Consider the following 26650-nt stretch of genomic DNA (forward strand, 5'->3'; position numbering starts at 1 on the left):
TTAAAATTGAGGATATTTTGTGTAGAAACTCAAAAATGCTGGAAAAGCACCCAATTTTGTATGGGGATGTTACGAATAAAGCTTAAAATCTTCTGAAAGAAATAAAAACTTTTTAAATTGAAAATATGAGTTAAAGATTAAAGCAGGTTCGAAGATAACCATAGCTATGATAAAATATTCGACTGTTTATCTGCTTTTATGGGAACACTCGCGTGGAAATTAATCCTTATCTAAACCAATTGAAAGACTTAACTGATCGTAGCCAAACACTACGGGGGTATCTTTGACTACGATCTGAAAAAAGAGCGTTTAGAAGAAGTTTTACGTGAGTTAGAAGACCCTGCGATCTGGAATGATCAAAACCGTGCTCAGGCAATGGCAAAAGAAAAGGGCGAACTAGAAAACGTTATTAATGTATTAGATGGCTTGTCTACACAGCTTGAAGATGCCAAAGCAATGCTGGATTTAGCTGTTGAAGCTGATGATGAAAGCTTGCTGGTAGATGTCCAATCTGAGCTTGGCGCTGCCGAAGAAGAATTAGCAAAACTTGAATTCCGCCGTATGTTTAGCAATCCAATGGATCCGAATCCTTGCTATGTCGAGATTCAAGCAGGTTCAGGCGGTACAGAAGCACAAGATTGGGCTTCAATGTTATTACGTATGTATATGCGCTGGATTGAACGTCACGGTTTTAAAGCAGAGCTTATGGAAGTATCTGATGGTGACGTAGCAGGGATTAAATCTGCAACGATTCGTGTTGAAGGTGAATATGCATATGGCTGGTTACGTACAGAATCAGGTGTACACCGTTTAGTGCGTAAGTCGCCATTTGACAGTGGTAACCGCCGTCATACTTCATTCTCTGCGGTGTTTATTTCGCCGGAAGTTGATGACAATATCGAAATCGATATTAATCCTTCTGATGTTCGTACTGATACTTACCGTGCATCTGGTGCAGGTGGTCAGCACATTAACAAAACAGATTCAGCAGTTCGTTTGACGCACATTCCATCTGGTATTGTGGTTGCGTGTCAGAACCAGCGTTCACAACATGCGAACCGTGATCATGCATGGAAACAGTTACGTGCAAAATTGTATGAACTAGAAATGCAAAAGCGTAATGAAGCGGCTCAAGCACTTGAAGACTCGAAGTCTGATATTGGTTGGGGTAGCCAAATTCGTTCTTATGTACTTGATGACTCTCGTATTAAGGACTTACGTACAGGTGTTGAAAACTCAAATACTGGTGCAGTTCTTGACGGTGACCTCGATCGTTTCATTGAAGCGAGTTTAAAGCAGGGGTTATAAGAGTCTTTCGAACTTTTAGTTCTCTAAAACTCTTAAATTTTTAGCGATTAAAACGGCAAAGCAGTTCAGTGATCGGAAGTTAATCGGAAAAATACGATATGAATATCGAAAAAAATGGATATGAATATCGAAAAAATGCGATATTATGTTTTCGAAATGCTGAACGAAGCTTTGTTCGTTTAAAAGACGTGTTGAGCCTATGGATATTGATGCAATTAGCAAAGCCCTAGCCAATCCTCTGCGTCGGCAGATTCTGCAATGGTTAAAAGAACCTGCGCATTATTTACCGGTAGAAGAGTGTGGTGGTAGTTTTGAAAAAGGGGTTTGCGCAGGTCATATTGAACGTTTGGGTAAAGTAGCTCAGTCTACAATGTCCAATCATTTGTCTGTATTACAGCAGGCCGGTCTCATTCAGGTCCAAAAATATGGACAATGGTCTTATTTTTCACGTAACGAAGCTTTGATTCAGCAATATATCGAACATTTAAAACAAACACTTTAAAACAAATAAAGTGTAAGTCGAGGCGATCATGGCTGAACTCAATACTCCCTTAACAGTTGGTGATTTTGAAATTAAAAATCGACTGGTAATGGCCCCATTAACACGTGCACGTAGTGGCGAAAGCCGTGTTCCAAACGACTTAATGGTGGAATATTATCAGCAACGTGCAAATGCTGGTCTCATTCTCACGGAAGCAACTGTGATTGGTTCAAAAACTGTGGGTTATGCAGATACTCCGGGACTATGGTCACAAGAGCAGGCACAAGCTTGGAATAAGATTATTGAAGCAGTTCATGCGCAAGGTTCAAAAATTGTAGTTCAGCTTTGGCATGTGGGCCGTATTTCAGACCCTGAACTCTTAGATGGTGATATTCCAGTTGCACCAAGTGCGATTCAACCTGCGGGTGAAGTGAGTCTATTACGCCCTAAACGCCCATTTGTAAAACCGCGCGCACTTTCAATTGAAGAAATTCAAGAAGTTGTAGCTCAATATAAACATTCAGCAGAACTGGCTAAAGCCGCTGGTTTTGATGGTGTTGAGTTGCACGCTGCAAATGGTTATTTAATTGACCAGTTCCTTCAAAGTAATACCAACCAACGTGATGATGAGTATGGTGGTCCTGTTGAAAATCGTGCTCGCTTGTTATTAGAAGTGGTTGATGCCTTTATTGAAGTGTGGGGCGCTGGCCGAGTGGGTGTACATATTGCACCGCGTGGCGACTCTCATGATATGGGGGATGAAAATCCATTAGCGACGTTTGGTTATGTGGTTGAACAATTGAGTCAACGTAATGTAGCTTTCATTTTCTCTCGCGAATACGAAGCTGCCGATAGTATTGGTCCGCAATTACGTGAAAAATTTAATGGTGTGTGGATTGCCAATGAAAATCTGACACCAGAGTCGGCAAAACGTATTTTACGTGAAGGTCAGGCAGATGCAGTATCTTTTGGTAAGGCTTATATTGCGAACCCAGACCTTTTAGAACGTTTAGAGCAAGGTCTACCATTAAATGAAATTCAACCAACGACTTTATATGCTAAAGGCGCTGAAGGTTATACAGACTATCCTGCTTTAGAAGCTTCATAAAATCATTTTATTATTAAGTTTTTCTTTTTACTGAACTTGCTCTTTTGTGAGTTCAGTCAATGACTTTTCTTGTATATGGTAGAGTTTAGGTATCGAAACTCTGCCATTTTTTTTATCTATGTTATATTTTCCCCAGTTTTTAAATTTTGACTATTTGAGGCAAACCGCTTGGCGACCCCATTTTGGTACAACACAGCACTCCATTTATTAAAACCGTTTTATCGCTGGCGGATAAAAAGACGTGCAGAAAGTCTGGAATTATATCATCAGGAATGTCTGGAAAGATTTGGGCCGTTTGAAGATCCTAAAAACCAAAAATCCATCTGGTTTCATGCTGTTTCAGTTGGGGAAACCAATGCTGCACAGCCTTTAATCGAACACTATCTCAAACTTGGGCAGCCGGTTTTAGTGACCAATACGACAAAAACAGGTCAGGCACGTGCCAAGTCACTTTTTTTAAAAGAACCGTATCTAGATTTATTTCAAGCAGTCTATTTGCCTGTAGACCAAAAACCGCTTTTAAAACAATTTTTTGAGTCATACCAACCGAGACTTTTAGCATTAGTTGAAACTGAGCTTTGGCCCAATTTAATTGATCAAGCCAAGTTACAGCATGTGCCTTGTTTGTTGCTTAATGCTCGCCTATCTGAAAAGTCAGCAAAAGGTTATAGCAAAGTCTCAAGTTTAACTGCCGGTATGTTAAAGCAAATCGACTGGGTATTAGCACAAGATAGTGCAACCCGTCAGCGTTATGTCGAGCTTGGTTTAGATGAGCATAAAAGTCAGGTCGTTGGAAATATTAAGTTTGATATTCATGCGCCCGAGGCTTTTATTAAACAAGCTGCCCAATTGCACCAGCAGTGGTATTTGGCAAATCGTCAGGTTGTGACGATTGCCAGTACACATGCACCTGAAGAACAACAAATTTTAGAAGCACTTGCGCCTCATTTAAATTCCAATCGTGAGTTGGTATGCATAGTTGTGCCTCGTCATCCTGAACGCTTCGATGAAGTATTTGAAATTTCTCAAAATTTAAATTTAGTTACGCATCGTAGAAGTATGGGACAAAGTATTCATGCCAGCACACAGGTTTATTTGGCCGACAGCATGGGTGAGCTTTGGTTATGGTATGCCTTAAGTCAGGTGTGCTTTGTAGGCGGTTCTTTAAATGAGCCGGGTGGCGGACATAATATTTTAGAACCTATGGTTTTAAATGTACCTACAGTGGTTGGGCCGCGGTACTTCAACTTTCAAACGATTGTTGATGAATTTATTGATGAAAATGGTGTGCTGATTGCTCAAGATGCACAGCAGGTCGTTGATATCTGGTTGGCTTGTCTGGCAGAACCTGAAGCTACTGAACAGCTCGTTACACAGGCGCATAAAGTATTGCAGCGTAATCAAGGTTCGCTACAAAAACATATAGGGGTGATTAATCGGTATTTGGCCGAAAAACCATGAATATTGTTTTACTAGAACCTGAAGATACTCAGTCAGAAATCTGGTCGATTCATTCAAAGCGCCAATTACAACATTTACGTGAACATCTTGATATTACGGTTGGCCAAAATCTGAAAGTTGGTATTCGTAATGGCGCGCGTTATTTCACAGAAATTGTTTCGATTGATGAGCAAGAAGTGTGTATACGCCCTATTCGTGAAGAAGCGGTACCAGCAAAACTTCCAGTTCATTTAATTGTGGCTTTACCAAGACCTAAAGTTTTGCGCCGTTTAATAATGGATAGTGTGACTTTAGGTGTTGAAAGAATCAGTTTGATCCATAGTTATCGCGTTGATAAAAGCTATTGGCAAACTCCATTTTTACAGCAAATAGATAACTATGTGACGCTTGGACTTGAACAAGCAGGTGACACCATCGTTCCTGAAATTCAAATGTATAAACGTTTTAAACCTTTTGTTGAAGACGTTTTGCCAACCCTCATTTCAGAAACATCTCCTGCCTATGTGGCGCATCCTTATGCTGACGAGAGTATGCCGAACGGTATTGGCTATGCATGTACTGTCATTGTGGGGCCTGAAGGTGGCTTTATTCCTTATGAAGTTGATTTACTCACAAAAAACGGCTGTCAAGCAGTGAGCTTAGGCAACCGTATTTTAAGAACAGAAACGTCTATTTCTTATATTTTAGGGCGTTTATTTAGCTGAGTTCTCCACATTCAATGGCAAATGATTTGCAGCCATTTTTAATTCCTGAATTGGGTAAGGAATATTAATGCCATTTGCATTGAAGGCTTGTTTTACTTCGGCTTGAATAGTGCTTGTAGATGATGAAATATCTGTCTCAGTGGTGTTAATCCACCAGCGTACCGTAAGGTTAACCGAGAAGTCTGCTAGAGCTGTTACGTTAACTGAGAAAGCAGGCTGACTCAGTACATTTCGGTCATTATTGAGAATATCTAAAATGATTTGTTTCGCTTTTTGCTCATCGTCATCATAACCGATACCGACTACGAACTCACAGCGTCGTTGTTGATAGGCTGTATTTACCGTTAAGGCACTTGTATAAACAGTTGCGTTTGGAATAACAATACGACGGCCGTCTGGTGAGCGCAGGAACGTTGCACGAATCTGAATATCTTCAACAGTCCCTTCAAGTGAATTCACCACAATCGAATCACCGATACGGAATGGCTCGCTCAATAAAATCAAAATACCTGAAAGTAGGTTTTGGAAAATATCCTTAAATGCGAAACCAATTGCGACCGAACCAATCCCTAAGGCACTCATGAGTTGGCCCGGCGTGAACCCTGGGATCATGATGACAAGCGCAATTAAGAAACCAAAGAATAAAATTGCTGTACTGCCGACACGGTTTAAAACAAGAACCAAATTTTGGCGAGTATAAGAACGATTTTCTAAAGTCTTACGAACAAAGAATTTAAATAATTTGGTCAGTAGCCAAAAAATAATAAAAACGGTAATCGCAATGCAGATATAAGGTACACGTTCCCAAAAACTATCTACGATTTTGTCGATAGTAGTATAGGCATCATGATATTTTTCGGTATGTGCTAAAACCGTTTGGGTGGTTTTAGTACCTGCTTCTTGCAAAAGTTCGCCTGTATTTTTTGCAACATCCGTTAAGGATTTTTGTTCATCAGCCACGACAAGTCTCGATTGAATAAATTCATGAAAGCTCTTTTAGCTTTCATCATAGTAGGAGATAAAATGTGCGCCTACTATAATGAGTTCAACTAAATAATAAAGTGTTTTTTAATTAAAAGTATTGCGTTCCTTTTTGTAAAATTTGTGTTGGGGTTTGAAGAGTATCGGTACCAGAGAAGTAGTAAAAAAAGCCTGCGGTAGAAATAAGGCTAATCAAAATAGCGAATAAAATAAACCAAGCCATCAGTTTTTCTATAAAGGTTGAAGGTCGAGCTGGACCATATTGATTTGGACCTGCTGTACCGGAAGCAAGCAATAAATAGATCATGAAAAAGAACTGTACAACTGGAATAAATAACAGCAGCCCCATCCAGCCACTTTTATTTAGATCGTGCAAACGTCGAACAACGAGTACAATATTTAAATAAATCAAAAATAGCCAAAAAGCCCAGACCACTAAAGCACTTACGCCAGAAAGAGAACTGTAAAACTCAAAATTAAATAGATTACTTGAAAGCTGGAAACTTCCAAGAAATGAAGCCAAAATGAAATAACCTATGAGGGTGACTAAATAAATTAGGCCATAGCCACCCAAATAACTCATGCGGTTAAAGCGACCATGAATTGAAAAAGGGCTGTCTTTAAATGGAAGTTGTGGTGGACGTGAAGAGGACGTTTCGGCAAACATATTATTTTATTCCTGTATTGCATATGAGAGACAAAATAATCTTTGTTGATGATCAAAACCATCAAATCTTCAAAAAATTATAAAAGGAAAAGCTATAGACAAATGTTTTAAATCAACTTAATTTTATAAAAATGTTCACAATTTCGTATGTTTGAGTAAGTGGTCAATATGTGACCAAAGTCGGATTGTCTAGGCTTTGAAACAGTCATCATACTGAAAAGGCATACAAATAAGATCCAGTAAAATAATAGCCACAGTCTCGAGATGGGATGCACAAGATCAAGGAAGTTGCGTATGAATGAGATCTATCCGGTACCAGAGGAATTTAAAAAAACAGCTCGTACTGTTGAAGCAGACTACTTTAAACGTTATCAACACTCTATCGAGAACCCAGATGAATTCTGGGCAGAGCAAGCTAAAATTGTCGATTGGATAAAGCCATTTACCCAAGTTAAAAATACCAGTTTTGACAAAGACAATTTCAAGATTGAATGGTTTGCTGATGGTGAGTTGAACGTATCAGCAAACTGTTTAGACAGGCATCTAAAAGAACATCCACATAAACCTGCAATTATTTGGGAAGGTGACCATCCTTCTCGTCATAAAATCGTTTCTTATAAAGAATTACACGATGAAGTGTGCCGCTTTGCCAACGTTTTAAAGAAATATGGCATTGGTAAAGGTGACCGCGTTGTGCTGTATATGCCAATGGTGACGGAGGCTGCAATTGCCATGTTAGCCTGTGCTCGTATTGGTGCGGTGCACTGCGTGGTATTTGGTGGCTTCTCGCCAGACTCGTTGGCAAGTCGTATTGAAGACAGCCAAGCTAAACTTGTAATTACTGCAGACTCAAGCCTACGTGCTGGAAAACTTTTGCCGCTCAAAGAAAACGTTGATTTGGCTTTAGCGTTGCCGGGTACTGAGTGCGTTGAAAATGTGATTGTGGTTTACCGCAATGCAAACCCGATTGAAATGAAACCGGGCCGTGATTTGTGGTATCACCTCATTATTATGGAGGTAGATGCAAACTGTCCTCCAGAACCAATGAAGGCAGAAGACCCTTTATTTATTCTTTATACTTCGGGATCGACAGGAAAACCGAAAGGGGTATTGCATACTACGGGTGGTTACTTAGTCTATGTAACCAGTACCTTTAAAGAGGTCTTCGATTTAAAACAAGATGATGTTTACTGGTGTACAGCCGATATTGGTTGGATTACAGGGCATAGTTATCTGATTTATGGTCCACTAGCAAATGGTACGACGACCTTAATGTTCGAAGGTGTACCTCAATATCCAACATGGGCACGTCTTGGTCATGTGGTCGATAAACATAAAGTCTCTATTTTATATACAGCGCCAACCGCGATTCGTGCCATGATGCGAGAAGGTGATTCGTTTGTACGTGAAAGTAATCGTAGCAGTTTGCGTTTACTTGGTTCGGTTGGTGAGCCAATTAACCCAGAAGCTTGGAACTGGTACTACAACGTTGTTGGTGAAGGCCGCTGCCCGATTGTTGATACATGGTGGCAAACTGAAACAGGTGGTATTTTGATTGCGCCATTACCGGGTGCAACAGCATTAAAACCGGGTTCGGCAACACGTCCGTTATTTGGTATTCAACCCGCCATTGTAGATGGTGAAGGTAATGAGTTAGAAGGTGCGGCTGAAGGTAACCTTGTAATTAAAGATTCATGGCCGGGTCAGATGCGTACCATTTGGGGCGATCCTGATCGCTTTATTGAGGCATATTTCTCTACCTTTAAAAATACTTATTTTACAGGTGATGGTGCTCGCCGTGATCAAGATGGTTATTACTGGATTACAGGTCGTGTTGATGATGTTTTAAACGTTTCGGGCCATCGTTTAGGTACGGCTGAAATTGAAAGTGCTCTTGTTTCGCATGAGTCAGTAGCAGAAGCAGCGGTAGTGGGCATGCCCCATGACATTAAAGGACAGGGCATTTGTACTTTTGTGACCTTACAGGCGGGTGTGCCAGAGTCGGAAGAACTGCGTAAAGAGTTAATCAACTGGGTGCGTAAAGTGCTTGGGCCTGTGGCTTCGCCAGATGCACTGCATTGGGCACCTGCATTACCGAAAACGCGTTCTGGTAAAATTATGCGCCGTATTTTAAGAAAGATCGCGGCAAACGAGCTTGATAGTTTAGGCGACACTTCAACCTTGGCTGAACCGGCTGTAGTAGATCAGTTAATTGCAACGGTTTATCCCGATAAGCAAAACTAATTTTAAAAAGCCCCATTTGGGGCTTTTTATTGAGATCCATTAAGAATTTGCTAAAAAGTCAGCAGTATTTTGTACATTTGCAAATGTACTCAGCGCAGTTAAAAAAGCTGTTTGTACATCTTCAGCTTTTGTAGTCTTTCCAGCATAGCTTAAGTCACGTGTTGCAGTAGCATCTGCAATTAATATGGGTTGATAGCCAAGTTCTTTGGCTGCACGTGTCCCTGAGTCAATACACATATGTGTCATCATGCCTGTAATCACGAGTTGTTCAATTTGATGTGCTTTTAAAAGTTCTTCTAAATTGGTTTCTAAGAAACTATTTGGATAATGCTTTGTCACGATTAATGAATCACTGCCAGCACTAAGTTCAGGATGAAGTAAAACCCCATCTGTATTTTCTTGAAAGAAACTCGCTTGTGGCGGGTTAATATGTTGCACATAAATAATCGGTAAATTTTTCTCGTTAAAATATTGTTCAAGCTGCTTTATTTTATCGAGCGCTTGATCTGGTCCAACCAATTCCATTTTGCCATTTTTAAAATAATCATTTTGAACATCGATAACTAATAGTGCTTGTTTCATGAGAACACTCTTGTTTGTATAAGATAAAACAAGGTTATTCTCTACTGGCAAAATCGGCTATAGTCCTATGAAAGCATTAACGCCAGTTTTCTTTCGCCATGAAAAATGAATATTGAATTAGACCCGATTGATCTAAAAATTATTGCATTACTCAAGCAAGATTCCCGCTTAACCAATAAAGAAATCGGGCAGCGAGTTCACCGGACGGGGCAGGCGGTGGGTACTCGAATTGCTCAATTAATGGATGCAGGGGTTATCAAAAATTACACCATTGCTGTTCAATATTCGTATAAACAATTTATTCATTTGCATTTAAATGAACAACGCGCTTTTGAAGAAATTGAAAATTTAGTGAAGCAATATGAACAAATAGATGAATGTTTCAAAGTCATGGGCAATGCTTGCTACATGATTGTCAGTCATTTTGAGCCCACAGCATTGAACGAATTCATTGAGGTACTTTCGAAATGGTGTCGCTATTCAGTTGAAACAGTGATTCGAGAAGTTGAGAAACCTTAAAAATAAAAGCTCCAAGCCGAGTCTTGGAGCCAATAAATCTTTATTTTAATTTGTTGTTTTTATTATCTTGCGCTGTTTTTAACTAGAGTTTTTTAGGCTGATTTCGCTTGGATTTCTACCTCCTTTTCCTGTTGAAGTTCTAACTCACGAACGAGCGGTAGAACTTTTTCTCCGAAATATTCCACCTCTTCAATAAAGTGTAAGAATCCGGAAAGAACCAAATCGACACCTACATTCTTAAGCGCCACAATACGCTCTGCAATTTGCTGAGGTGTGCCAATTAAATTGGTTTTAAAGCCATCGTTGTACTGCACTAAATCTTCAAAACTTGATTTTGCCCAGTTACCTTGTTGCTCTGGAGAAGCTGCACCTGCTTCACGAGTTGCATCGCCAAAGGCATTTACGGCTTCAGTATTGGCTTTATCAATAATTTCTTGAAGTACCGCTTTTGCTTCTTCTTCAGTATCTCTAGCAATAATGAAAGCGTTCACACCAATTTTGACCTGATGGTTATTGGCTTTTGCTTTGGTACGAATGTCTTCTACTTGTTTTTGAATTTCTTCTACCGTATTGCCGTTAGTGAAATACCAGTCAGATACGCGTGAAGCCATGTCACGTGCAGCCCGTGAACTACCTCCTTGAAACACTTCAATATGAGGCTTTTGCAGAGGTTTTGGTTTAAGTGTGTAGTTTTGGAACTGGTAGTATTTACCATCGAAACTATAGTTATCGGTGGTCCAGATTCCTTTTAGCGTACGAATAAACTCTTCAGAGCGGACATAGCGCTCGTCATGCTCTGGCCATTCCTCACCAATCGCATCAAACTCGCCTCTGAACCAGCCACTCACAACATTAATCGCAATACGGCCTTCAGTTAGATAATCAATTGTCGCGAGCTGTTTAGCTGCAAGTGCCGGTTTCCAAGGGCCGGGCAGAATCGCCGCAATCACCTTAAGCTTTTCAGTTTTTGCCAGTAATGCATGACTGAAACTCACGGATTCATGCTGGTTTTCTGCCCCATAGCCCGCCGTAAAACGAATTTGAGTGAGCGCATATTCAAAACCATTGTTTTCGGCTGCCTGAGCAAGTCGAACATTGTAGTCATAACTCCAGTCTGTACGCTGTTCGATGTTGCTCACAACAAGGCCACCGCTTACATTCGGTACCCAATAAGCAAATTTAATCGGTTGTTGTAATTGCGTCATGGTGCGCTCTCCCATTCGTTATTTTTATTTAGCTATATTGCGCTTAGGCAACATGCGTTAATGATTTACCAGACTTGTGATGCAAACGAGACTCTGCTGCATCAAGGTTTGGTACAGCTGCTGAAGGTAATACTTCTTCTTGCTCAATTTGCTTGTTAATACCAAGTTCTTGATTTGCTTGCTGAGTCTTAGATTTGATCACTTCTGCACGTTTACCTTTTGCTGGTGCCCATTCTAAAATTGGTAATGCACGAGCCACTGCTAGCGTAATACGGTCAGTTAGTTGCTCGCTTTTCACCGTATATTCAGGGGTAAAGTCGCGATCTGTTGCATATACGCCAATTGGTAAAGTTTGTGCTTGGAAGAAGCTAAATAATGGACGAAGCTGATGCTCTAGTACTAAAGCATGGCGATCACTACCACCCGATGCTGCTAAAAGTACAGGCACGTCAACCAACGCAGTTTGTTCAACAAAATCGAAGAAGTGCTTGAAAAGACCTGTAAAAGAAGCACGGTAAACAGGAGTACCGACAATTAGAGCATCTGCTGCTTCAACCGCTGCAAGATCATCTTGTACACGCTGCGGAAGTTGATTGCGATAAAATGCACCACCAAGTAATGGCCCAATTTCGCTTAATTTAATAAAATGAACTTTAACATCGATTGCTTCTGATAATTCATCAAGAATGGCTTGAACCAGACTTTCGGTTTTAGATGGGGTATTTAAGCCACCAGAAACGGCAACAATATTTAAAGGTTTTGGTGATGTGATACCAGTCATAATTTGGTCCTAAGCCTAAAAAAGAACATTGGACTTATTAATCAACATCAACGATAAACTGTAAAATAACGAAATTGGTCAACCTTATCAGTTTTAAATATAAAAGATTAATCATGGATTTTTATAGTTTGGTTTTCTATTAAGCTACTGTTTTTATTTTATATAATTATAGGTGATATATTTTTTATAATAAAAAAGAAGCTTATATAAAAAACAGATTAATTTTTATTAAAAGTTAAAAAACATCTGAAAAATTTTGTCTAAGTTATGCATTTATCAATATTTTGCATAAAAATGGATACGATGAACGTATCTTTCATCTAAATAGTAGGGTTACAATAGGCCATACTTATGCTCAAGATTACTTTAATCGCTTATGAATATTTTAATCGTTGATGATCATCCTTTGTTTCGTCATGCTTTAATTCAAGCAGTACGTTATAGCCTGCCACAGGCACAAATTCATGAAACAGCTTCGGTTGATGAGTTTTATGAGCGTTTGGAAAATGGGGCAGAACCTGACCTAGTGTTACTCGATTTAAATTTACCGGGTGCTTCAGGTTTCTCCGCTCTTGTTTATGTAAGAGCTCAGTATCCTGCTATTCCAATTATTGTAGTTTCTGCGCATGAAGAAACTTCAATTATTCAGCGTGCAATTGCGCATGGCGCGATGGGTTATATTCCTAAATCGGCTCATCCAAGTCATATTGGTGAGGCGATTCGTCAAGTTTTAGATGGCGAAATTTGGTTACCACCAAACCTACCGTCAAATCTTAATCTTGATCCAAGAGCGGCAGATGAAACTGCTTTAGCAGAACGTATTCAGTCTTTAACACCACAGCAATTCCGTGTTTTGATGATGGTTGCTGAAGGTTTGCTAAATAAACAGATTGCCTACGAACTCGATGTTTCGGAAGCAACGATTAAAGCGCATGTGACAGCTATCTTTAGAAAATTAGGTGTGCAAAATCGTACCCAAGCTGTACTGGCAATTAGCGCATTAAATATTGAAGATAAGAAAATTTAAAAATAAAAAAAGACCTCAATTGAGGTCTTTTTTTATGTTCCACTTAGGCAAGACAATCTTGCTTAGGTGTGAGGCTGTCGCAGTACAGTGGGTTAAGCGCACATTGCAAATCATCGATCTGTTCTTGGGTCACATAGCCTTTACTTTTTAAATATTCAGCTACACGGTCATCACGCAAGCTTAAGAAAGCTGCATCATAAACACCTAAATCAACAAACAGAGCAGCTGTTTCGAGACTGTTGAATCGATCAAGGAAAATGTCATTGCCATACATTAAGAAGATATGGTCGAGTTTTGCTTTTTCATCAACATGCAGACGTTCAGCAAGTTGATGAGGAGGTGTTTTAATAAACAGTAAGTCAGAAAGCTCATCAAACTGAGTCATATCTAACTGGTTTTCGCCAAGTTTGACATGACCTAGCCAAGCTTTGAAAACTAAAACAGCGCCACCACGTAGAAGCATACTCCAGATTTGATGACGTGTGTCATGGTCAAGATTTTCACTTTCAGTACTAAGAACTTTTAGAAAATTCTCTTCCTGTTGAGCTAACTTATCAAATAAACCTAAACCTTGAGGATGATAAGCAGCAGGTGCAAATACATCAAAATTTAGATCATGAAATACATTAAGCGCGAGTGGTACAGCACACTGATAAATTGTATTAAGTGCTTTGATATGCGATTCGCTAAGCTTGCTATGAGGAAAAATACTTTGCCAATCTAATTCTGGAAGTAAGGCATTAGCACTATATTGACGATAAAACTGTTGAGATGAAAGTTGCCCTTGCGGGTTGTTATCAGAAATATTCATGGCAGTTGTCCTTTGCTTTAATTCAAGAGCTGGCTATAGGCAGAAGTAAGTTCAAATATAAAATACGTTTGGAATATTTATGTGCCATGAAGAATGCAAGTAGAATACGACTAAAGTCTTATATGGTGTTTTTAAGTAAATAATATTTTTAAAAAACATTGGTTTATTAAATTGTAACTAGGTGTACACGTGTTCACTTACAAAAAAGGTGAGCTTTGCCATAGGAAAGTAAGCATTGGAAACTTTGGTCAATCATTCATGGCCTAAAAGAAGACTTTTTGAGCAGTTCTGCCTATTTGCTTAAATTAATCGCATAATTTTTGCCAAAAAATATCTCCCAAACCTATAAAAAGCTTGAGAGATGAAAATAATTAGTCAGCTGTGTTGGCAATTTTAAGTCCAGATAACCAAGCTCTTAATGAGGCAGGTTTAAGTGGTTTCTTCAGTAAAACGATATTTAATTCTTTTAATTGCTGTGGTAACTCAGGATGGGAGTCAGCAGTAATTAAAGCAACTGGAACATCGTGTTGACGATTTTGATTAATAAAATCAACACCAAGTTGATTGTTATTTAAGTGTTGGTCGATGAGCCAAACCTGAATATTCTCTTTTTGAATAATGTCTAAAGCCTGTTCAGGTTCAGTAGCTTTGAATACCTGATAACCCCATCGCCCTAATAAACTACTCATACCCTCTAAAATCGTTTCGTCATTATCTAAGCACAAAATACGGTACGCTTTGGTTTTTAAAGGCACAGCTTGTACAGCTGGTGTTGTAACTTTTGGTGGCTCGACAATAGGTACCTCAATCATAAAGCATGAGCCTTTGCCCAACTCTGAGTAAACGTGAACTGGGTAATTGAGCAAGCCAGTCATACGTTGTACGATCGCAAGCCCTAGTCCTAAGCCTTGTTCACCCCAAGGTGATAAATGCCCACAACGTTCAAATTCTTGGAACAGCTTAACTCGTTGTTCTTCGGCAATACCAGGGCCAGTATCCCAAACGCCAATTCGAATATGATTCGGCTGCTGTGCAGAACGGAGCACACCTACGACTACTCGACCTTTGGCGGTGTAGCGTAAGGCATTGCTGACAAAGTTTTGAATAATACGACGAATCCACTGTGGGTCGGTATCAATCCAGAACGATACATCATGAACTTTTAGGGAAATGTTTCGCTGTGCAGCGATCGATTTAAACTGCAACTCAAGGTCACTGAGTAAATCATGCAAAGGATAAGGCTGTCTTTTTGGCTGGATACTACCACCTTCTAAACGAGCAATATCGAGCAGGGCAGACAGCATACTCTCGGCACCATAGAGTGCTCGGTCAAGTTGTTGTAAGGTTTGGCGGTCTTCTTCTGTCGAAATACTTTGCTCAAGAACAGTACTAAATAGACGAGCAGCGTGCATGGGTTGTAAAAGATCGTGGCTTGCCGCGGCAATAAATCGACTCTTGGACATATTGGCCATATCGGCTTGCTCACGTGCAAGTTGTTGCTCAGATAAAGCATCAGCAAGCTGTTGAGTTCGATCTTTTACGCGAGCTTCAAGTACGGCTTCGTTCGCACGGAAAGCGGTAATATCAGCAAATGTGGTGACAAAGCCACCGCCTGAAATTGGGTTACCTCGCATTTGAATTACGCGGCCGTCTTTACGGATACGTTCAAACTCATGAGCGCTGCCGACTTTCATCCAGTGAAGACGTTTGCGCACATGTTCTTCGACTGAACCGGGACCACATTCGCCACGTTCAGCGTTATAACGAATTAGGTCGGCAATAGGACAGCCCACATAAACAAGGTCTTTTGGATAGCCAAATAGTTTTAAATATTGATTGTTCCACGCGACCAAACACATATTTTTATCAACTACACTCACTCCTTGGGTCATGTGGTCAATCATGGTCATGAGCAGATTTTGATTAAAACGTTGCCATTGTGAGGCTTGGTCTAAAATATTAGCGACTTGGCCTAAAGCGAGGCCGTTATTGATCATTGCTGTGGTTAGCAAGGTACGTGCAGAAGCTGCACCGATAATACCTGCTAGATATTGCTCGGTAAAACGCCACCACATGCCATTGGCAATCGTATTTGGATTGAGTGTGAGATGGTTTTGCTCACAAAAGTTCTCGAATGCTTGTGTGGTTGGTTGCTCACCTGTAATTCTTTTGGCTAAGGCAAATAGATCACCCACTTTTAAGCGAGCTGCGTCATGTGGAAGGTAAGTTAAATCGGTAGAGGTATGCGGTGAAGGTAAAGGCTTGGTTTCATAATAAAAAAAGCTTTCTGCCTGAATTTGTTCTGCCACACTTGGTCGATAAATTTTTGAAATCCAGATGTATAACAGAATATTTAAACCGAGCGACCAAATCACGCCATGAGTTAAAGGAGCAAATGACTCAAAACCAAAAAGTGACTCTGGACGTAAAGCATTTATGCCAAATGGGCCGAAGAGCAAAATACTTTGTGCAGTTTCCTGATAGGCTTCTGGTAAGCTACGTAATATGGTTGGAAAGAGTAAGGTGTAACTCCACATTAAAAATCCAACGATGAGCCCTGCATAAACTCCTTGACGACTTCCACCTCGCCAATACAGCCCACCAATCAGTGCAGGTGCAAACTGAGCTACAGCACTAAACGCCAATAATCCAAATACTGAAAGCTGGTTAATATCATTAAAGAAATGGAAAAATAAGAAGCCGAGTAGCATTACTGCGACAATACTAATACGACGGCTGAATTTAAGAACTTTAGGTAAATGTTTATCATGACGCGACAGCAATTTAAAACGCCATAAGGCAGGCATAATCAAATCGTTACTGAGCATGATAGACAAGGCAACTGATGACACCAGTAACATACCTGTGGAGGCTGAAAAGCCGCCCAAAAAGGCCAATAAAGCGAGCCACTCTTGGTTATAACTTAAAGGTAAGGACAGTACAGCCACATCGGGTACGGTCAGGAATTTGGGTGCAGCATGCAAAGCCCAACTTGCGATTGGAATAATCGCAAGAATAGTCAAAATGAGATAAACCGCGAACCACTTACGCGCACCACGAATATGCTTTTCATCGCGTAGTTCAACCACTGCCACGTGGAACTGACGTGGTAAACAAATAATCGCTAAACCTGCCAGCAAAGTTTGAATCCAGAAAGTTTCAGGGACACCAAAGAGCTGTACTTCCTGAAAAGTCTGGTTTACATCAGAGGTCATTTGGCTCAGGTTAGCTGGTGATTCAAAAATAAAAAATAAAGCGACGCAAAGTAAGGCAAATAACTTCACGAACGACTCAAATGCAACAGCAAGCATAAGGCCGCCGTGTTGTTCCGTGTTTGCAATTTGCCGTGTACCAAAAATCATGGCCAAAATTGCGAGTACACTGGTGAGTAATAACACGCTATTAGTAGTGGTATGAATGTGCGAGTTTTGCTCCATAATGACAGAAGTACTTAAAGCAATAGCACGTAGCTGTAATGCGAGGTAAGGAATAATCGCGATAACGGCAAGAATAGTGACTAGAGAGGCGAGTACACCACTTTTACCATAGCGTGCTGCGACAAAGTCAGCGATCGAGGAAATCGCATGGTGCTGACGAACTCGGCCTAAACGTCGCCAGATGTCATAACCAAACCAGACAAATAAAAGTGGTCCTAAATAAATAGGCAAGAAGATGACGCCTTCACGTACGGCAGCGCCAGTTGCACCATAAAATGTCCATGAAGAGCAGTAAACACCTAAAGTTAGACTAAATAAAAACATGCGGCCACGTGTGCCGAGACGACTGGCATGCTTCTCACCAAAAAAAGCACAGACAAATAAAAGCGCAATATAAAGAGTGAGAACCCCAATAATCAGCCAGCTGTTCATATGACCTACGTAAGTGAAACCTTGTGTCTATCATAACCTATGCCGAAACAAAGCTATAAATTGATTAAATTTTAACGACCAAAGTCTAAGTTACGACTAAGCTCGAATCTTGCTAACTTTAATTATGAAAAAATACATTAAAAAAAAGTGACCAAGGTTGGGCACTAGGTAAGGAGTTTGGTTATGGATCAGAGCCAAGTAGAACAGATTCTACGCAATCCAAAGTTTCAAAAAATGGTCAAGAAAAAAAGTGCATTAAGCTGGACGCTCACAATCATCATGTTAGTGCTTTATGTGGGCTTTATGCTACTTGTGGGCTACAACAAAGAATTTTTGATGAGTTCCTTTAGTGGTGGTGTAACGACATGGGGTATCCCGCTAGGTTTAGGAATTATTGTTTTATCTTTCCTACTCTGTGGTGTCTATTCCTATATCGCAAATAATACCCTTGACCAACTGAGTGAAGAAGCGTTGAAGGAAGTTGAAGCCATCACGCACGAGAAAGGATTACACTAATATGAAATGGAATTCATTAAAAGCGAAAGCCCTAATGGGTGCAGCATCGCTCTATTCAACTGTTGCTATGGCAAGCCCAGACTTAGGTGAAGCAGAGCAACAAGCAACCAACTGGCATGCTATTATCATGTTTGTCATCTTTGTTGGTTTCACACTGTTCATTACTAAATGGGCTGCAAAACAAACTCAATCAGCACAAGACTTCTATACTGCGGGTGGGGGAATTAGTGGTTTCCAAAATGGTTTGGCGATTGCAGGTGACTATATGTCAGCGGCGTCTTTCCTTGGTATTTCCGCAATGGTGTTTAGCTCTGGTTTTGATGGCTTGCTTTATTCACTCGGATTCATGGTCGGTTGGCCAATCGTTTTATTCTTGGTAGCAGAGCGCTTACGTAACCTCGGTAAATATAACCTTTCCGATGTCGTGTCATTCCGTCTTGAAGAAAAACCGGTTCGTACTTTAGCTGCTTTGAGTTCACTTGTTGTGGTCGCTTTTTACTTAATTGCGCAAATGGTAGGTGCAGGTCAGCTCATCAAATTGCTATTTGGTTTGAACTACAACATTGCGGTTGTCATCGTTGGTCTCTTAATGATGGCATACGTAATTTTTGGTGGCATGTTGGCAACCACATGGGTACAAATTATTAAAGCAGTGATGTTACTGAGCGGTGCGACCTTCATGGCATTTATGGTCATGAAAGCAGTTGGATTTAGTTTCAGCAATATGTTTACCCAATCAATTGAAGTCTTTAGTAAAGTTCATAGCATCAGCTTTGAAGACGCTTCTAAAATTATGGGTCCGGGTAAACTTGCAGCAAACCCAATTGATGCCTTATCTCTTGGTTTAGCACTCATGTTTGGTACAGCAGGTCTTCCACATATTCTTATGCGTTTCTTCACCGTGAAAGATGCAAAAGAAGCGCGTAAGTCGGTTGTAGTTGCAACAGGTTTCATTGGTTACTTCTATCTTTTAACTTTCATTATTGGTTTTGGTGCGATCCTGTTTGTATCAAACAATCCACAGTTCCTTGATGTTGCAAAAATGGCTATGACAGGCAAGCTTGAGCTTGTTGGTGGTAACAATATGGCAGCCGTGCATTTAAGTGACGCTTTAGGCGGTGACTTATTTATGGGCTTCATTTCAGCGGTAGCGTTTGCAACGATTCTTGCTGTTGTTGCTGGTTTAACACTTTCAGGTGCATCTGCAATTTCTCACGACTTATACGCTAACGTATTTAAGAAAGGTCAAACGACTCCAGCTTCTGAACTCCGTATGTCAAAAATTGCAACACTTGGTTTAGCAATCTTTGCCATGATTTTGGGTATCTTGTTTGAAAAGCAAAACGTAGCGTTCATGGTGGGCTTAGCGTTCTCTGTAGCGTGTTGTGCAAACTTCCCAGTACTTGTTCTTTCAATGTTCTGGAAAGGTTTAACCACTCGTGGAGCAGTTATCGGTGGGGTGGTTGGTTTAGTAACCGCAGTTGTACTGATTATCTTATCTAAAGCAGTTTGGGTAGATACGTTAAAGATCTCTGATACACCAATTAACCCATTCAACGGTCCTGCGTTATTTGCTATGCCATTGTCATTCCTTTGCTGCTGGTTCTTCTCCGTGACTGATAACTCAGCACGTGCGAAAAAAGAACGCGCTGCTTTCGATGCACAATATGTACGTTCAATGACAGGTATTGGTGCTTCTGGTGCATCAGATCACTAAAATCAAAACGTATTAAATATTTCATAAAAAGCCCTGCGGGGCTTTTTTTGTTTCTCCCATATAATTATTAATAAGAAGCTCCTTAATAAAGAACAACTTGTTTATCCTATTTTTTGTACAGTATGATTTTCTATAATTCAAAACATAACGAAAAAACGGAAAATAATTAAATGCGATCTATCATCGAGTTCTGGGCAAGCTTTCGATTGCTGCCTTCGGCATGGTTGCTGTTTGTGCAATTCATTTTACTTATTTTGGCCATGCTGACTTTTGATAATGAGGTATATAGAACCTTCACTTGGGCGTTGGGAGTTCTTGCTTTACTTATTATTGCTAAGGTTATTCGTCAAACTCCGATGTTCACTTTTTTAGGTCTCACATTTGTAGGTGGAGCAATTCTATCTTCAGCATTTATTTTATTAGGCTATGGCAATTTAACGATCCAAATTTTTGCCCATACTTGTGAAGCTTTAGCTTATTTTTCGGCAGCTTATGGTTTATTTCGTTATATGTTTGCCGACCGATATTTAACACGAGATGAACTGTTTGCAGCCGCAGCTGTTTTTACATTAATTGCTTGGGGTTTTGCGCTTTTATACAACATTTGTCAGCTATTAATTCCCAATAGCTTTCAAAATCCAAACCATGTTCATCACATACAAACCTGGCTAGATTTACTGTTTTTAAGCTTTAGTTTGCAGTCAGCAACAGGGCTGTCCGACCTAATGCCTCTTAGTTCACCAGCACGTGTTTTAGCAATGCTACAAATGTTCTGTGGAGTCATGTATCTAGCACTTATCGTTACGCGTTTAATTGCATTACAGTACATCTCACATGCACCCAAAAAGAATGCTGATAAATAAAGAAGGAGGTGTTTCAATTTATTTACACCTTTGTAACTGCAATATTCTTTAAGTTTATTTAAAGTATTATCAGCTTTCTCTATTGAAAGATATAGCTTTATTCATTCCTGAATGTCTTTATTGGCTTTATGCCTGTCATTTTCATTAAAAATAACATGGAGGATTTATGCCTTCCAAACAAACGAGTTGGTTCGCAAATGTTAATCCCAATGTCTTTTTGGGTACGGTCATCATTATTGCTTTGTTCTTGGCAGTAGTTGTGATTGCTCCGAGTTCTTTCGAACTTCTAACGCAGCATTTAAAACAGTGGATCACTGATTCATTTAGCTGGTTTTATGTTTTATCGGTTGCTTTCTTTCTTATTCTGCTCATTTATATTGCCTGTTCTTCGATTGGACGAATTAAATTAGGGCCTGACCATAGCCAGCCTGAATATGGTAACGGTTCATGGTTTGCCATGCTGTTTACTGCGGGTATGGGTATTGGCTTAATGTTTTTCGGTGTTGCTGAACCTGTCATGCATTATGTCAATCCACCAAGTGGAGATGCACAGACTATTGATGCAGCCCAGCAAGCCTTACGTGTGACTTTTTTCCACTGGGGCTTACATGCGTGGGCAATTTATGCAGTGGTTGGTTTAGCATTAGCATATTTTGCTTATCGTCATAATTTACCCCTAAAGACCCGTTCTGCTCTTTATCCACTCATTGGTAAAAAGATTTATGGGCCGTGGGGTGACAGCATTGATATCTTTGCGACCATTGGTACTGTATTTGGTGTAGCGACTTCTCTGGGTTTTGGTGTTACTCAAATTAACTCTGGTTTACATTATTTACTCGGTATAGAGCAAAGCACTCATATTCAAGTTTTGCTCATTATTTTTGTGAGTATTTTAGCTTCATTATCTGTGTTCTTAGGACTTGATAAAGGAGTCAAACGTTTATCAGAGCTAAACCTAGTTTTAGCTTTAATCTTATTAGTATTTGTTTTTATCGCCGGGCCTAGTATTTATTTACTGCAAACTACTATTCAAAACACGGGCCAGTATATTTCTAACCTATTTACCATGACATTCAATTTATATGCTTATCAGCCAAATGGATGGATTGGGGGATGGACTATTTTATATTGGGCTTGGTGGATTTCATGGTCACCATTTGTGGGTATGTTTATCGCAAGGGTTTCACGTGGACGTACTATCCGTGAATTTATTATGGGTGTCCTACTTATTCCGACTGGTTTTACCATTATCTGGATGGGTTTTTTAGGAAATGCTGCATTATTTAGTATTATTCAGGAACATCAAACCACTCTCATTCAGGCTGTTCAGCAAGACTCTTCAGTTGCATTATTTGAATTTTTAGGACACTTACCTTGGTCTGGTGTCATGAATGTTATTGCAACAATATTAGTTATTCTTTTCTTTGTGACTTCGGCTGACTCTGGTGCGCTGGTTACTGATTACTTAACAGCAAAAACTGATAACTCACCGACGTGGCAACGTTTGTTTTGGACAGTACTCATGGCAGTGCTGGCTATTATTTTACTTTTAGCAGGTGGACTTGCTGCATTGCAGTCTTCAATCATTATGAGTGCATTGCCATTTACTGTGGTCATGCTTTTAATGAGCTGGGGATTAATAAAAGCTTTGCATCTTGATGTCACGAAAATGCAAGCAATTCAGGAAGCTCGAATTACCCCACGTGCAATTCATAATCCGAGAAGCTGGCAGCAACGTTTAGGCCTAATCATGCACTATCCACATAGTGAAGAAGAGGTGAAGCAATATATTGAAAAGCAAGTTTATAGTGCTTTTGAAAATATTAAGCATGAGTTTAAGCGTCGTCACCTTGAGGTATCGATTAGTGAAGTTGAAGATGGTATGCAACTTCGAGTCGATCACCATCATGAAATTAATTTTATTTATAAAGTTGTTTCACGTGAAACAGTACCCCCAAGTTTTTTAATTGGACGTACAGAAGCTGAAGACGGGCAATATTTCCAAGCCGAGGTATTTTTGAGAGAGGGTGGACAAAACTATGATGTAATGGACTGGACTCAAGAAGATTTGATTCAGGATATTATTGACCAGTATGAGCGTCATTTACATTTCTTAAATATCGTACGAAGTTAACAACCATAAAAAAAGGACTCAATTGAGTCCTTTTTTTGAATTCAATTTCTAAATTAAATTAGAAACGGAATTTAGCATTTAAGCCGATAGTTTGAGTATCGTTGCTTGCATTTTTAACGTCAGCTTTCATGTAAGACGCACCAACAGCTACTGCTGGAGTGATGAAGTAGTTTACGTTACCACCCCAAGCTTGGCGGAATTCACCAAGGTCGTTACCTTTGATGTTTGCTACGCCATCGTTACCGATGAATGCAGCACCAACGCTTAACTTAGGAGTTAAGTAAAGGTCAGTTTTTAAACCGTATTGGTTTTCTTGACCGAAAGCACCAGCAGCTTCAAAACCGATTGCCATGTTAGTTCCGTCGATTGGACCTACATATTTAGCACGAGCTGTAACAGCATCTTGATCGTTTTGGATTGCAGCAGTTTGGTTAACAGCAGAGTAGATACCGTTGCTGATGATACCGAAGTTATCTAAAGCGAATTGATTAGCAACGCTTGTATAACCAACAGTCATCAAGAAGTTAGGTAACAACATTGCACCAACTTCTAATGCATAACGGTCGCCTTGGTCATCACGAGAAATCGCGTTTTTACCATCAACGTCAGTGTGGTTATAAGTAGCGCTAGCATATACAGGAAGGTAAGGAGTTGGAACGTATGCCTCACCTTTAACACCGTATGTACCTACACGGTAGTTTAAGCCGTTGTTTTGGTCATATTGTTGGTAGCTGTAACCTAAAGACACGCTAGAAGCTTGGTTCAAGAAAGCTGCTTCAGCTAAAGGACCTTTAGTGGTATCAACATTTTTTAAGTAGTATGTACCAGCAACGTCACCAGTGAAGTTTTTATCGTTTGCAGTTGTGTCAACATATTCAGATTGACCTTGAACTTCAAATTGATAAGCATGAGCACCGGTCATGGCTAATAATACAGCAGTGGCTAAACCAAGTTTTTTCATAATCATTTCCAGCGTTAACAAGAGATAAAGCTGGGGTCATTGTATTGTAACAATTTATGAAGTCAATAATAGTTGAATTGTAATGTTAAGGAAATTTGACACTTATGTTAAAAATGGTTAAATAACCATCAATTGAATTGGTTTATGTCAACCAAGTAAAAAAATTAGCATTAACAAGAAGCTAAACCTTAAGCTTCATAAGGAATTAGCATCAAATGATTTAAAAATAATTACATTTACAATTGGAAAAAATGATTTTGTTAATCGGTTTTAACGTTAACCAATGTGTCGATTTGTTTATTAAATAACCACTCAAATATTGTTCTTGTTTCAGTTTTTATAAATTTTGAGTAATGGTTAACACTATTTTGATAAGTTTATCTAAATAATCTATCTATTTTGAATTATTATATAATTGAATAAGGCAAAAAAATACGTTTTTAAATCAAAAAAACGATTAAAAAATTAATTCTGATCAATTTAATCAACTTTACAAAATTAGAGATAAGTCACACAATTCAATTGCAAAGTTTACTACCTAACATTTTTAAAGTTAGTAAGACTTTACCAGATACGATGTGGCATCACATCAGACTTTACGAGCTCAGCTTTCCCCAAGGTTGAGCTTTTTTTTATCTATAAGAAAACATTAATATTTGTTAAAAAAATTACATGAAATTTAACGTTTTTTCTTTGTATAAAAATAAATCCAATTTAATCTTGGGTTTCTGATGTTTGGAGAGCCATTTAACAACAAAAGCAGGTTTTTATAAAATTATGAAGCTTACTGTATTTGTAAAATAGAGATTTAATATAGTCATTCCATCATTTACATATTCGATGAGATATTTTATGAAATGTAAAGATGACGCCCTTAATCATATTACCTGAGCTTTGTTGCTGAACTTCTGTTCAGTAAAGTGCTAGGATGCGCATTACTTACTTCATTCCTTAGCAGTGATTATGGTAGGACATTTACGGAGTACCAACTAGAAATGTCAGGATTACGTTCAGAACATATCAGTAATCGACTATTTTTCTTTATGTTGGTCATTATTCTGTCGTTACTGTTTATGGCTGTGCCTCTTATTGTCAGTAGCTATCAAGAATATTTAAAAACCAAACAAGCTTTGATTGAAATCAAAAGCTTAAAATTAATTGCTGAAGTTGCAAATAAAGTATCAAAAGAACGTGCGCCAGCAAATAAATTAATGTCGAGTAACTCTGCTGACTTTCTAAAAAACCAAAAGAATTTAAAACAATATCGTCTTAGTGTTGATCAACAAATTGATGAAACGATTCGAGTTTTAAGAGAAGAGGGCTATTCAGATTTAGCTGATATTTTAAATACTAAATTTAAGAGTGACTTAAAGCGCGCACGTACAGTTGTAGATGATTATGTTGCTACACCCAAGCAGGCGAGAACTTCCGAAAAGCTTGATAATGCAATTTTAGCGATGTTTGGTGCTTGGGATAGCTGCCGAGATGTGTTGCAAAAGCTGATGTTACAGTTAAAAAGTAAAGACAGCCAAATTAATAACTATTTTACTTTGATTGTTGTATTAACCGATATGCGGGATCAGGCTGGTCGCACTGCATCCAATGTTATTGCACCCATTACTTTTAAAGAAACGATTCCCAATGACAATCGCGCCCGTTCTTTGCAGACTCAACAACAAGCACGATATTTATGGGCGCTTGTAGACACATTACAGTCTGAACAGGCTAAGACTCAAGAATATCATCGGCTTTATTCAAGAGTTAAAACTGAGTTTTTGGATAAAGGCGTGCCTATTGTTGGTCAGCTTTTAGATGAAAGCCAAAAACACGAGGCTTATCACTTAACGGCTAATCAACTTACCGACCATATTGTTGGTAAATTTACCACCGTTATTGATTTACAAAAGTTTCTACTTAACAAGAGTGTCTCAATTGCAGTTCAAGAGAAATACTTAGCAAAAAAGAAATTCTTTCTGACTTTACTTATTTCGAGCATATCTTTAGCGGCTGCTTTACTCACTTTAATTTATGCAAAGAGAAGAGTCTTTGAACCTCTTATTCAAGCGCGTACTTTAATTCTTGAGTTGTCTCAGAGTACAGACTATCCAGTAGATGATTTGAATTCTAAAAAGGGTGAGTTTATTTCACTGTTTGAGGCAATTGATCGTTTGCAAAAAATGCTCAAGCAAAGAGATGCATTTGAATTTCAACTTAAAAATATAGCCAATACAGATCCTTTAACTGGTGTATCTAATCGTTTGGCTCTAGCAGAATATTTAAAAATTGTTGAGAGTTATCCAAATAAATTTTCAAAAACCTGTCTGATGATTATTGATATCGATCATTTTAAACGAGTTAATGATCAGTATGGGCATATTGTAGGTGATCGCGTCATTGTCAGTATTGCCGAGCAATTAAAGCAAAATATTCGAAGTTCGGATTTAATTGTTCGTTATGGGGGAGATGAATTCCTTGTTTTAATAGAAAACATTCAGATTAATGATGCTTTTCAGTTGGCAGAAGATATTCGTTGTATTATTTCAAAAGGACAGACCGTTCTGCCAAATAATGGTGGAGTCTTTCAGGTATCAGTGAGTATTGGTTTAGCTGTTGGAGCTTCGGGATGGATAGAGTTATTAGAAAAAGCTGATAAATCCCTATTACGAGCCAAGGCAAAAGGCAAGAATACTGTAGAAAATTAGTAAAATTTT

General features: G+C 39.2%; 21 protein-coding genes. 13 read left to right on the forward strand and 8 right to left on the reverse strand.

Annotation, left to right across the window (positions count from 1 at the left end; all coding sequences use genetic code 11):
* The first annotated feature begins 212 nt into the window (after positions 1-212).
* From prfB to MSG95_RS11215, 5 genes are all read left to right on the forward strand, one after another.
* Positions 213-1308 (forward strand): peptide chain release factor 2 gene (gene prfB, locus MSG95_RS11195; protein ID WP_099143691.1). Its coding sequence is split into 2 segments (ribosomal slippage): positions 213-284 and positions 286-1308, totalling 1095 coding nucleotides; the frame shifts between segments, so codons are not numbered across the junction.
* A 199-nt stretch (positions 1309-1507) separates the two neighbouring features.
* Positions 1508-1810 carry an ArsR/SmtB family transcription factor gene (locus MSG95_RS11200; RefSeq protein ID WP_002053977.1) on the forward strand — a complete coding sequence of 101 codons (303 nt, stop codon included), beginning with the start codon at positions 1508-1510 and terminating at the stop codon, positions 1808-1810.
* Between the two features lie 28 nt (positions 1811-1838).
* Positions 1839-2897, forward strand: coding sequence for an alkene reductase (locus tag MSG95_RS11205; RefSeq protein ID WP_077165914.1), 1059 nt, complete (start codon positions 1839-1841; stop codon positions 2895-2897).
* 168 nt (positions 2898-3065) lie between these two features.
* A complete protein-coding gene (locus MSG95_RS11210) occupies positions 3066-4358 on the forward strand; it encodes a 3-deoxy-D-manno-octulosonic acid transferase (RefSeq protein WP_077165913.1) in 1293 nt (430 codons plus the stop codon).
* Entirely contained in the window at positions 4355-5062 is a 708-nt protein-coding gene (locus MSG95_RS11215) for a 16S rRNA (uracil(1498)-N(3))-methyltransferase (protein ID WP_077165912.1), read from the forward strand. The genes MSG95_RS11210 and MSG95_RS11215 overlap by 4 nt, the downstream gene beginning before the upstream one ends.
* Here MSG95_RS11215 and MSG95_RS11220 read toward each other — a convergent pair.
* On the reverse strand, positions 5051-6022 hold the full coding sequence (locus MSG95_RS11220) for a mechanosensitive ion channel family protein (RefSeq protein ID WP_077165911.1): 972 nt from the start codon (positions 6020-6022) through the stop codon (positions 5051-5053). The two genes, MSG95_RS11215 and MSG95_RS11220, sit on opposite strands and share 12 nt — an antisense overlap.
* A gap of 112 nt (positions 6023-6134) precedes the next feature.
* The gene (locus MSG95_RS11225) at positions 6135-6710 is read right to left on the reverse strand and encodes a DUF805 domain-containing protein (RefSeq protein WP_077165910.1); all 576 of its coding nucleotides are present in this window, start codon (positions 6708-6710) and stop codon (positions 6135-6137) included.
* A gap of 294 nt (positions 6711-7004) precedes the next feature.
* On the opposite strand from MSG95_RS11225, the gene acs reads away from it, so the two are divergent.
* Complete coding sequence (acs, locus tag MSG95_RS11230; protein WP_077165909.1) at positions 7005-8954, forward strand: acetate--CoA ligase; 1950 nt, start codon at positions 7005-7007, stop codon at positions 8952-8954.
* Positions 8955-8993: 39 nt separating this feature from the next.
* Here acs and MSG95_RS11235 read toward each other — a convergent pair whose 3' ends face one another.
* The gene (locus tag MSG95_RS11235) at positions 8994-9536 is read right to left on the reverse strand and encodes a cysteine hydrolase family protein (RefSeq protein ID WP_077165908.1); all 543 of its coding nucleotides are present in this window, start codon (positions 9534-9536) and stop codon (positions 8994-8996) included.
* A gap of 105 nt (positions 9537-9641) precedes the next feature.
* On the opposite strand from MSG95_RS11235, the gene MSG95_RS11240 reads away from it, so the two are divergent.
* Complete coding sequence (locus tag MSG95_RS11240) at positions 9642-10055, forward strand: Lrp/AsnC family transcriptional regulator (RefSeq protein ID WP_077165907.1); 414 nt, start codon at positions 9642-9644, stop codon at positions 10053-10055.
* A gap of 92 nt (positions 10056-10147) precedes the next feature.
* Here the strand turns inward: MSG95_RS11240 and sfnG are convergent, their stop codons facing one another.
* Positions 10148-11260, reverse strand: a complete 1113-nt coding sequence (sfnG, locus tag MSG95_RS11245) for a dimethylsulfone monooxygenase SfnG (protein ID WP_077165906.1) — start codon at positions 11258-11260, stop codon at positions 10148-10150.
* 43 nt (positions 11261-11303) lie between these two features.
* Entirely contained in the window at positions 11304-12041 is a 738-nt protein-coding gene (gene msuE, locus MSG95_RS11250) for an FMN reductase (protein WP_004704976.1), read from the reverse strand.
* A gap of 376 nt (positions 12042-12417) precedes the next feature.
* On the opposite strand from msuE, the gene MSG95_RS11255 reads away from it, so the two are divergent.
* Positions 12418-13068: a response regulator gene (locus tag MSG95_RS11255; RefSeq protein WP_004704978.1), complete on the forward strand. Its 651-nt coding sequence runs from the start codon at positions 12418-12420 to the stop codon at positions 13066-13068.
* A gap of 43 nt (positions 13069-13111) precedes the next feature.
* On the opposite strand, the gene MSG95_RS11260 is transcribed toward MSG95_RS11255, so the two are convergent.
* Complete coding sequence (locus tag MSG95_RS11260) at positions 13112-13879, reverse strand: hypothetical protein (RefSeq protein ID WP_324624803.1); 768 nt, start codon at positions 13877-13879, stop codon at positions 13112-13114.
* 371 nt (positions 13880-14250) lie between these two features.
* Entirely contained in the window at positions 14251-17748 is a 3498-nt protein-coding gene (locus MSG95_RS11265; protein WP_039251860.1) for a PAS domain-containing hybrid sensor histidine kinase/response regulator, read from the reverse strand.
* Positions 17749-17931: 183 nt separating this feature from the next.
* Between MSG95_RS11265 and MSG95_RS11270 the strand changes: the two genes are divergently transcribed.
* From MSG95_RS11270 to MSG95_RS11285, 4 genes are all read left to right on the forward strand, one after another.
* A complete protein-coding gene (locus tag MSG95_RS11270; RefSeq protein WP_000372818.1) occupies positions 17932-18264 on the forward strand; it encodes a DUF485 domain-containing protein in 333 nt (110 codons plus the stop codon).
* Between the two features lies 1 nt (position 18265).
* Positions 18266-19981 carry a cation acetate symporter gene (locus MSG95_RS11275; protein WP_068935262.1) on the forward strand — a complete coding sequence of 572 codons (1716 nt, stop codon included), beginning with the start codon at positions 18266-18268 and terminating at the stop codon, positions 19979-19981.
* A gap of 170 nt (positions 19982-20151) precedes the next feature.
* On the forward strand, positions 20152-20844 hold the full coding sequence (locus tag MSG95_RS11280; protein WP_213033577.1) for an ion channel: 693 nt from the start codon (positions 20152-20154) through the stop codon (positions 20842-20844).
* Positions 20845-21010: 166 nt separating this feature from the next.
* Positions 21011-22978 carry a choline BCCT transporter BetT gene (locus MSG95_RS11285; protein WP_324624804.1) on the forward strand — a complete coding sequence of 656 codons (1968 nt, stop codon included), beginning with the start codon at positions 21011-21013 and terminating at the stop codon, positions 22976-22978.
* A 58-nt stretch (positions 22979-23036) separates the two neighbouring features.
* On the opposite strand, the gene omp33-36 is transcribed toward MSG95_RS11285, so the two are convergent.
* Positions 23037-23939 (reverse strand): porin Omp33-36, encoded by a 903-nt coding sequence (gene omp33-36 / locus MSG95_RS11290; protein WP_004704985.1) that lies wholly within the window; start codon positions 23937-23939, stop codon positions 23037-23039.
* Between the two features lie 995 nt (positions 23940-24934).
* Here omp33-36 and MSG95_RS11295 point away from each other — a divergent pair.
* Positions 24935-26641, forward strand: a complete 1707-nt coding sequence (locus MSG95_RS11295) for a GGDEF domain-containing protein (RefSeq protein WP_077165903.1) — start codon at positions 24935-24937, stop codon at positions 26639-26641.
* The last annotated feature ends 9 nt before the right edge of the window (positions 26642-26650 follow it).

Source organism: Acinetobacter sp. IK23 (assembly GCF_035615275.1).
Taxonomy (GTDB): domain Bacteria; phylum Pseudomonadota; class Gammaproteobacteria; order Pseudomonadales; family Moraxellaceae; genus Acinetobacter; species Acinetobacter seifertii.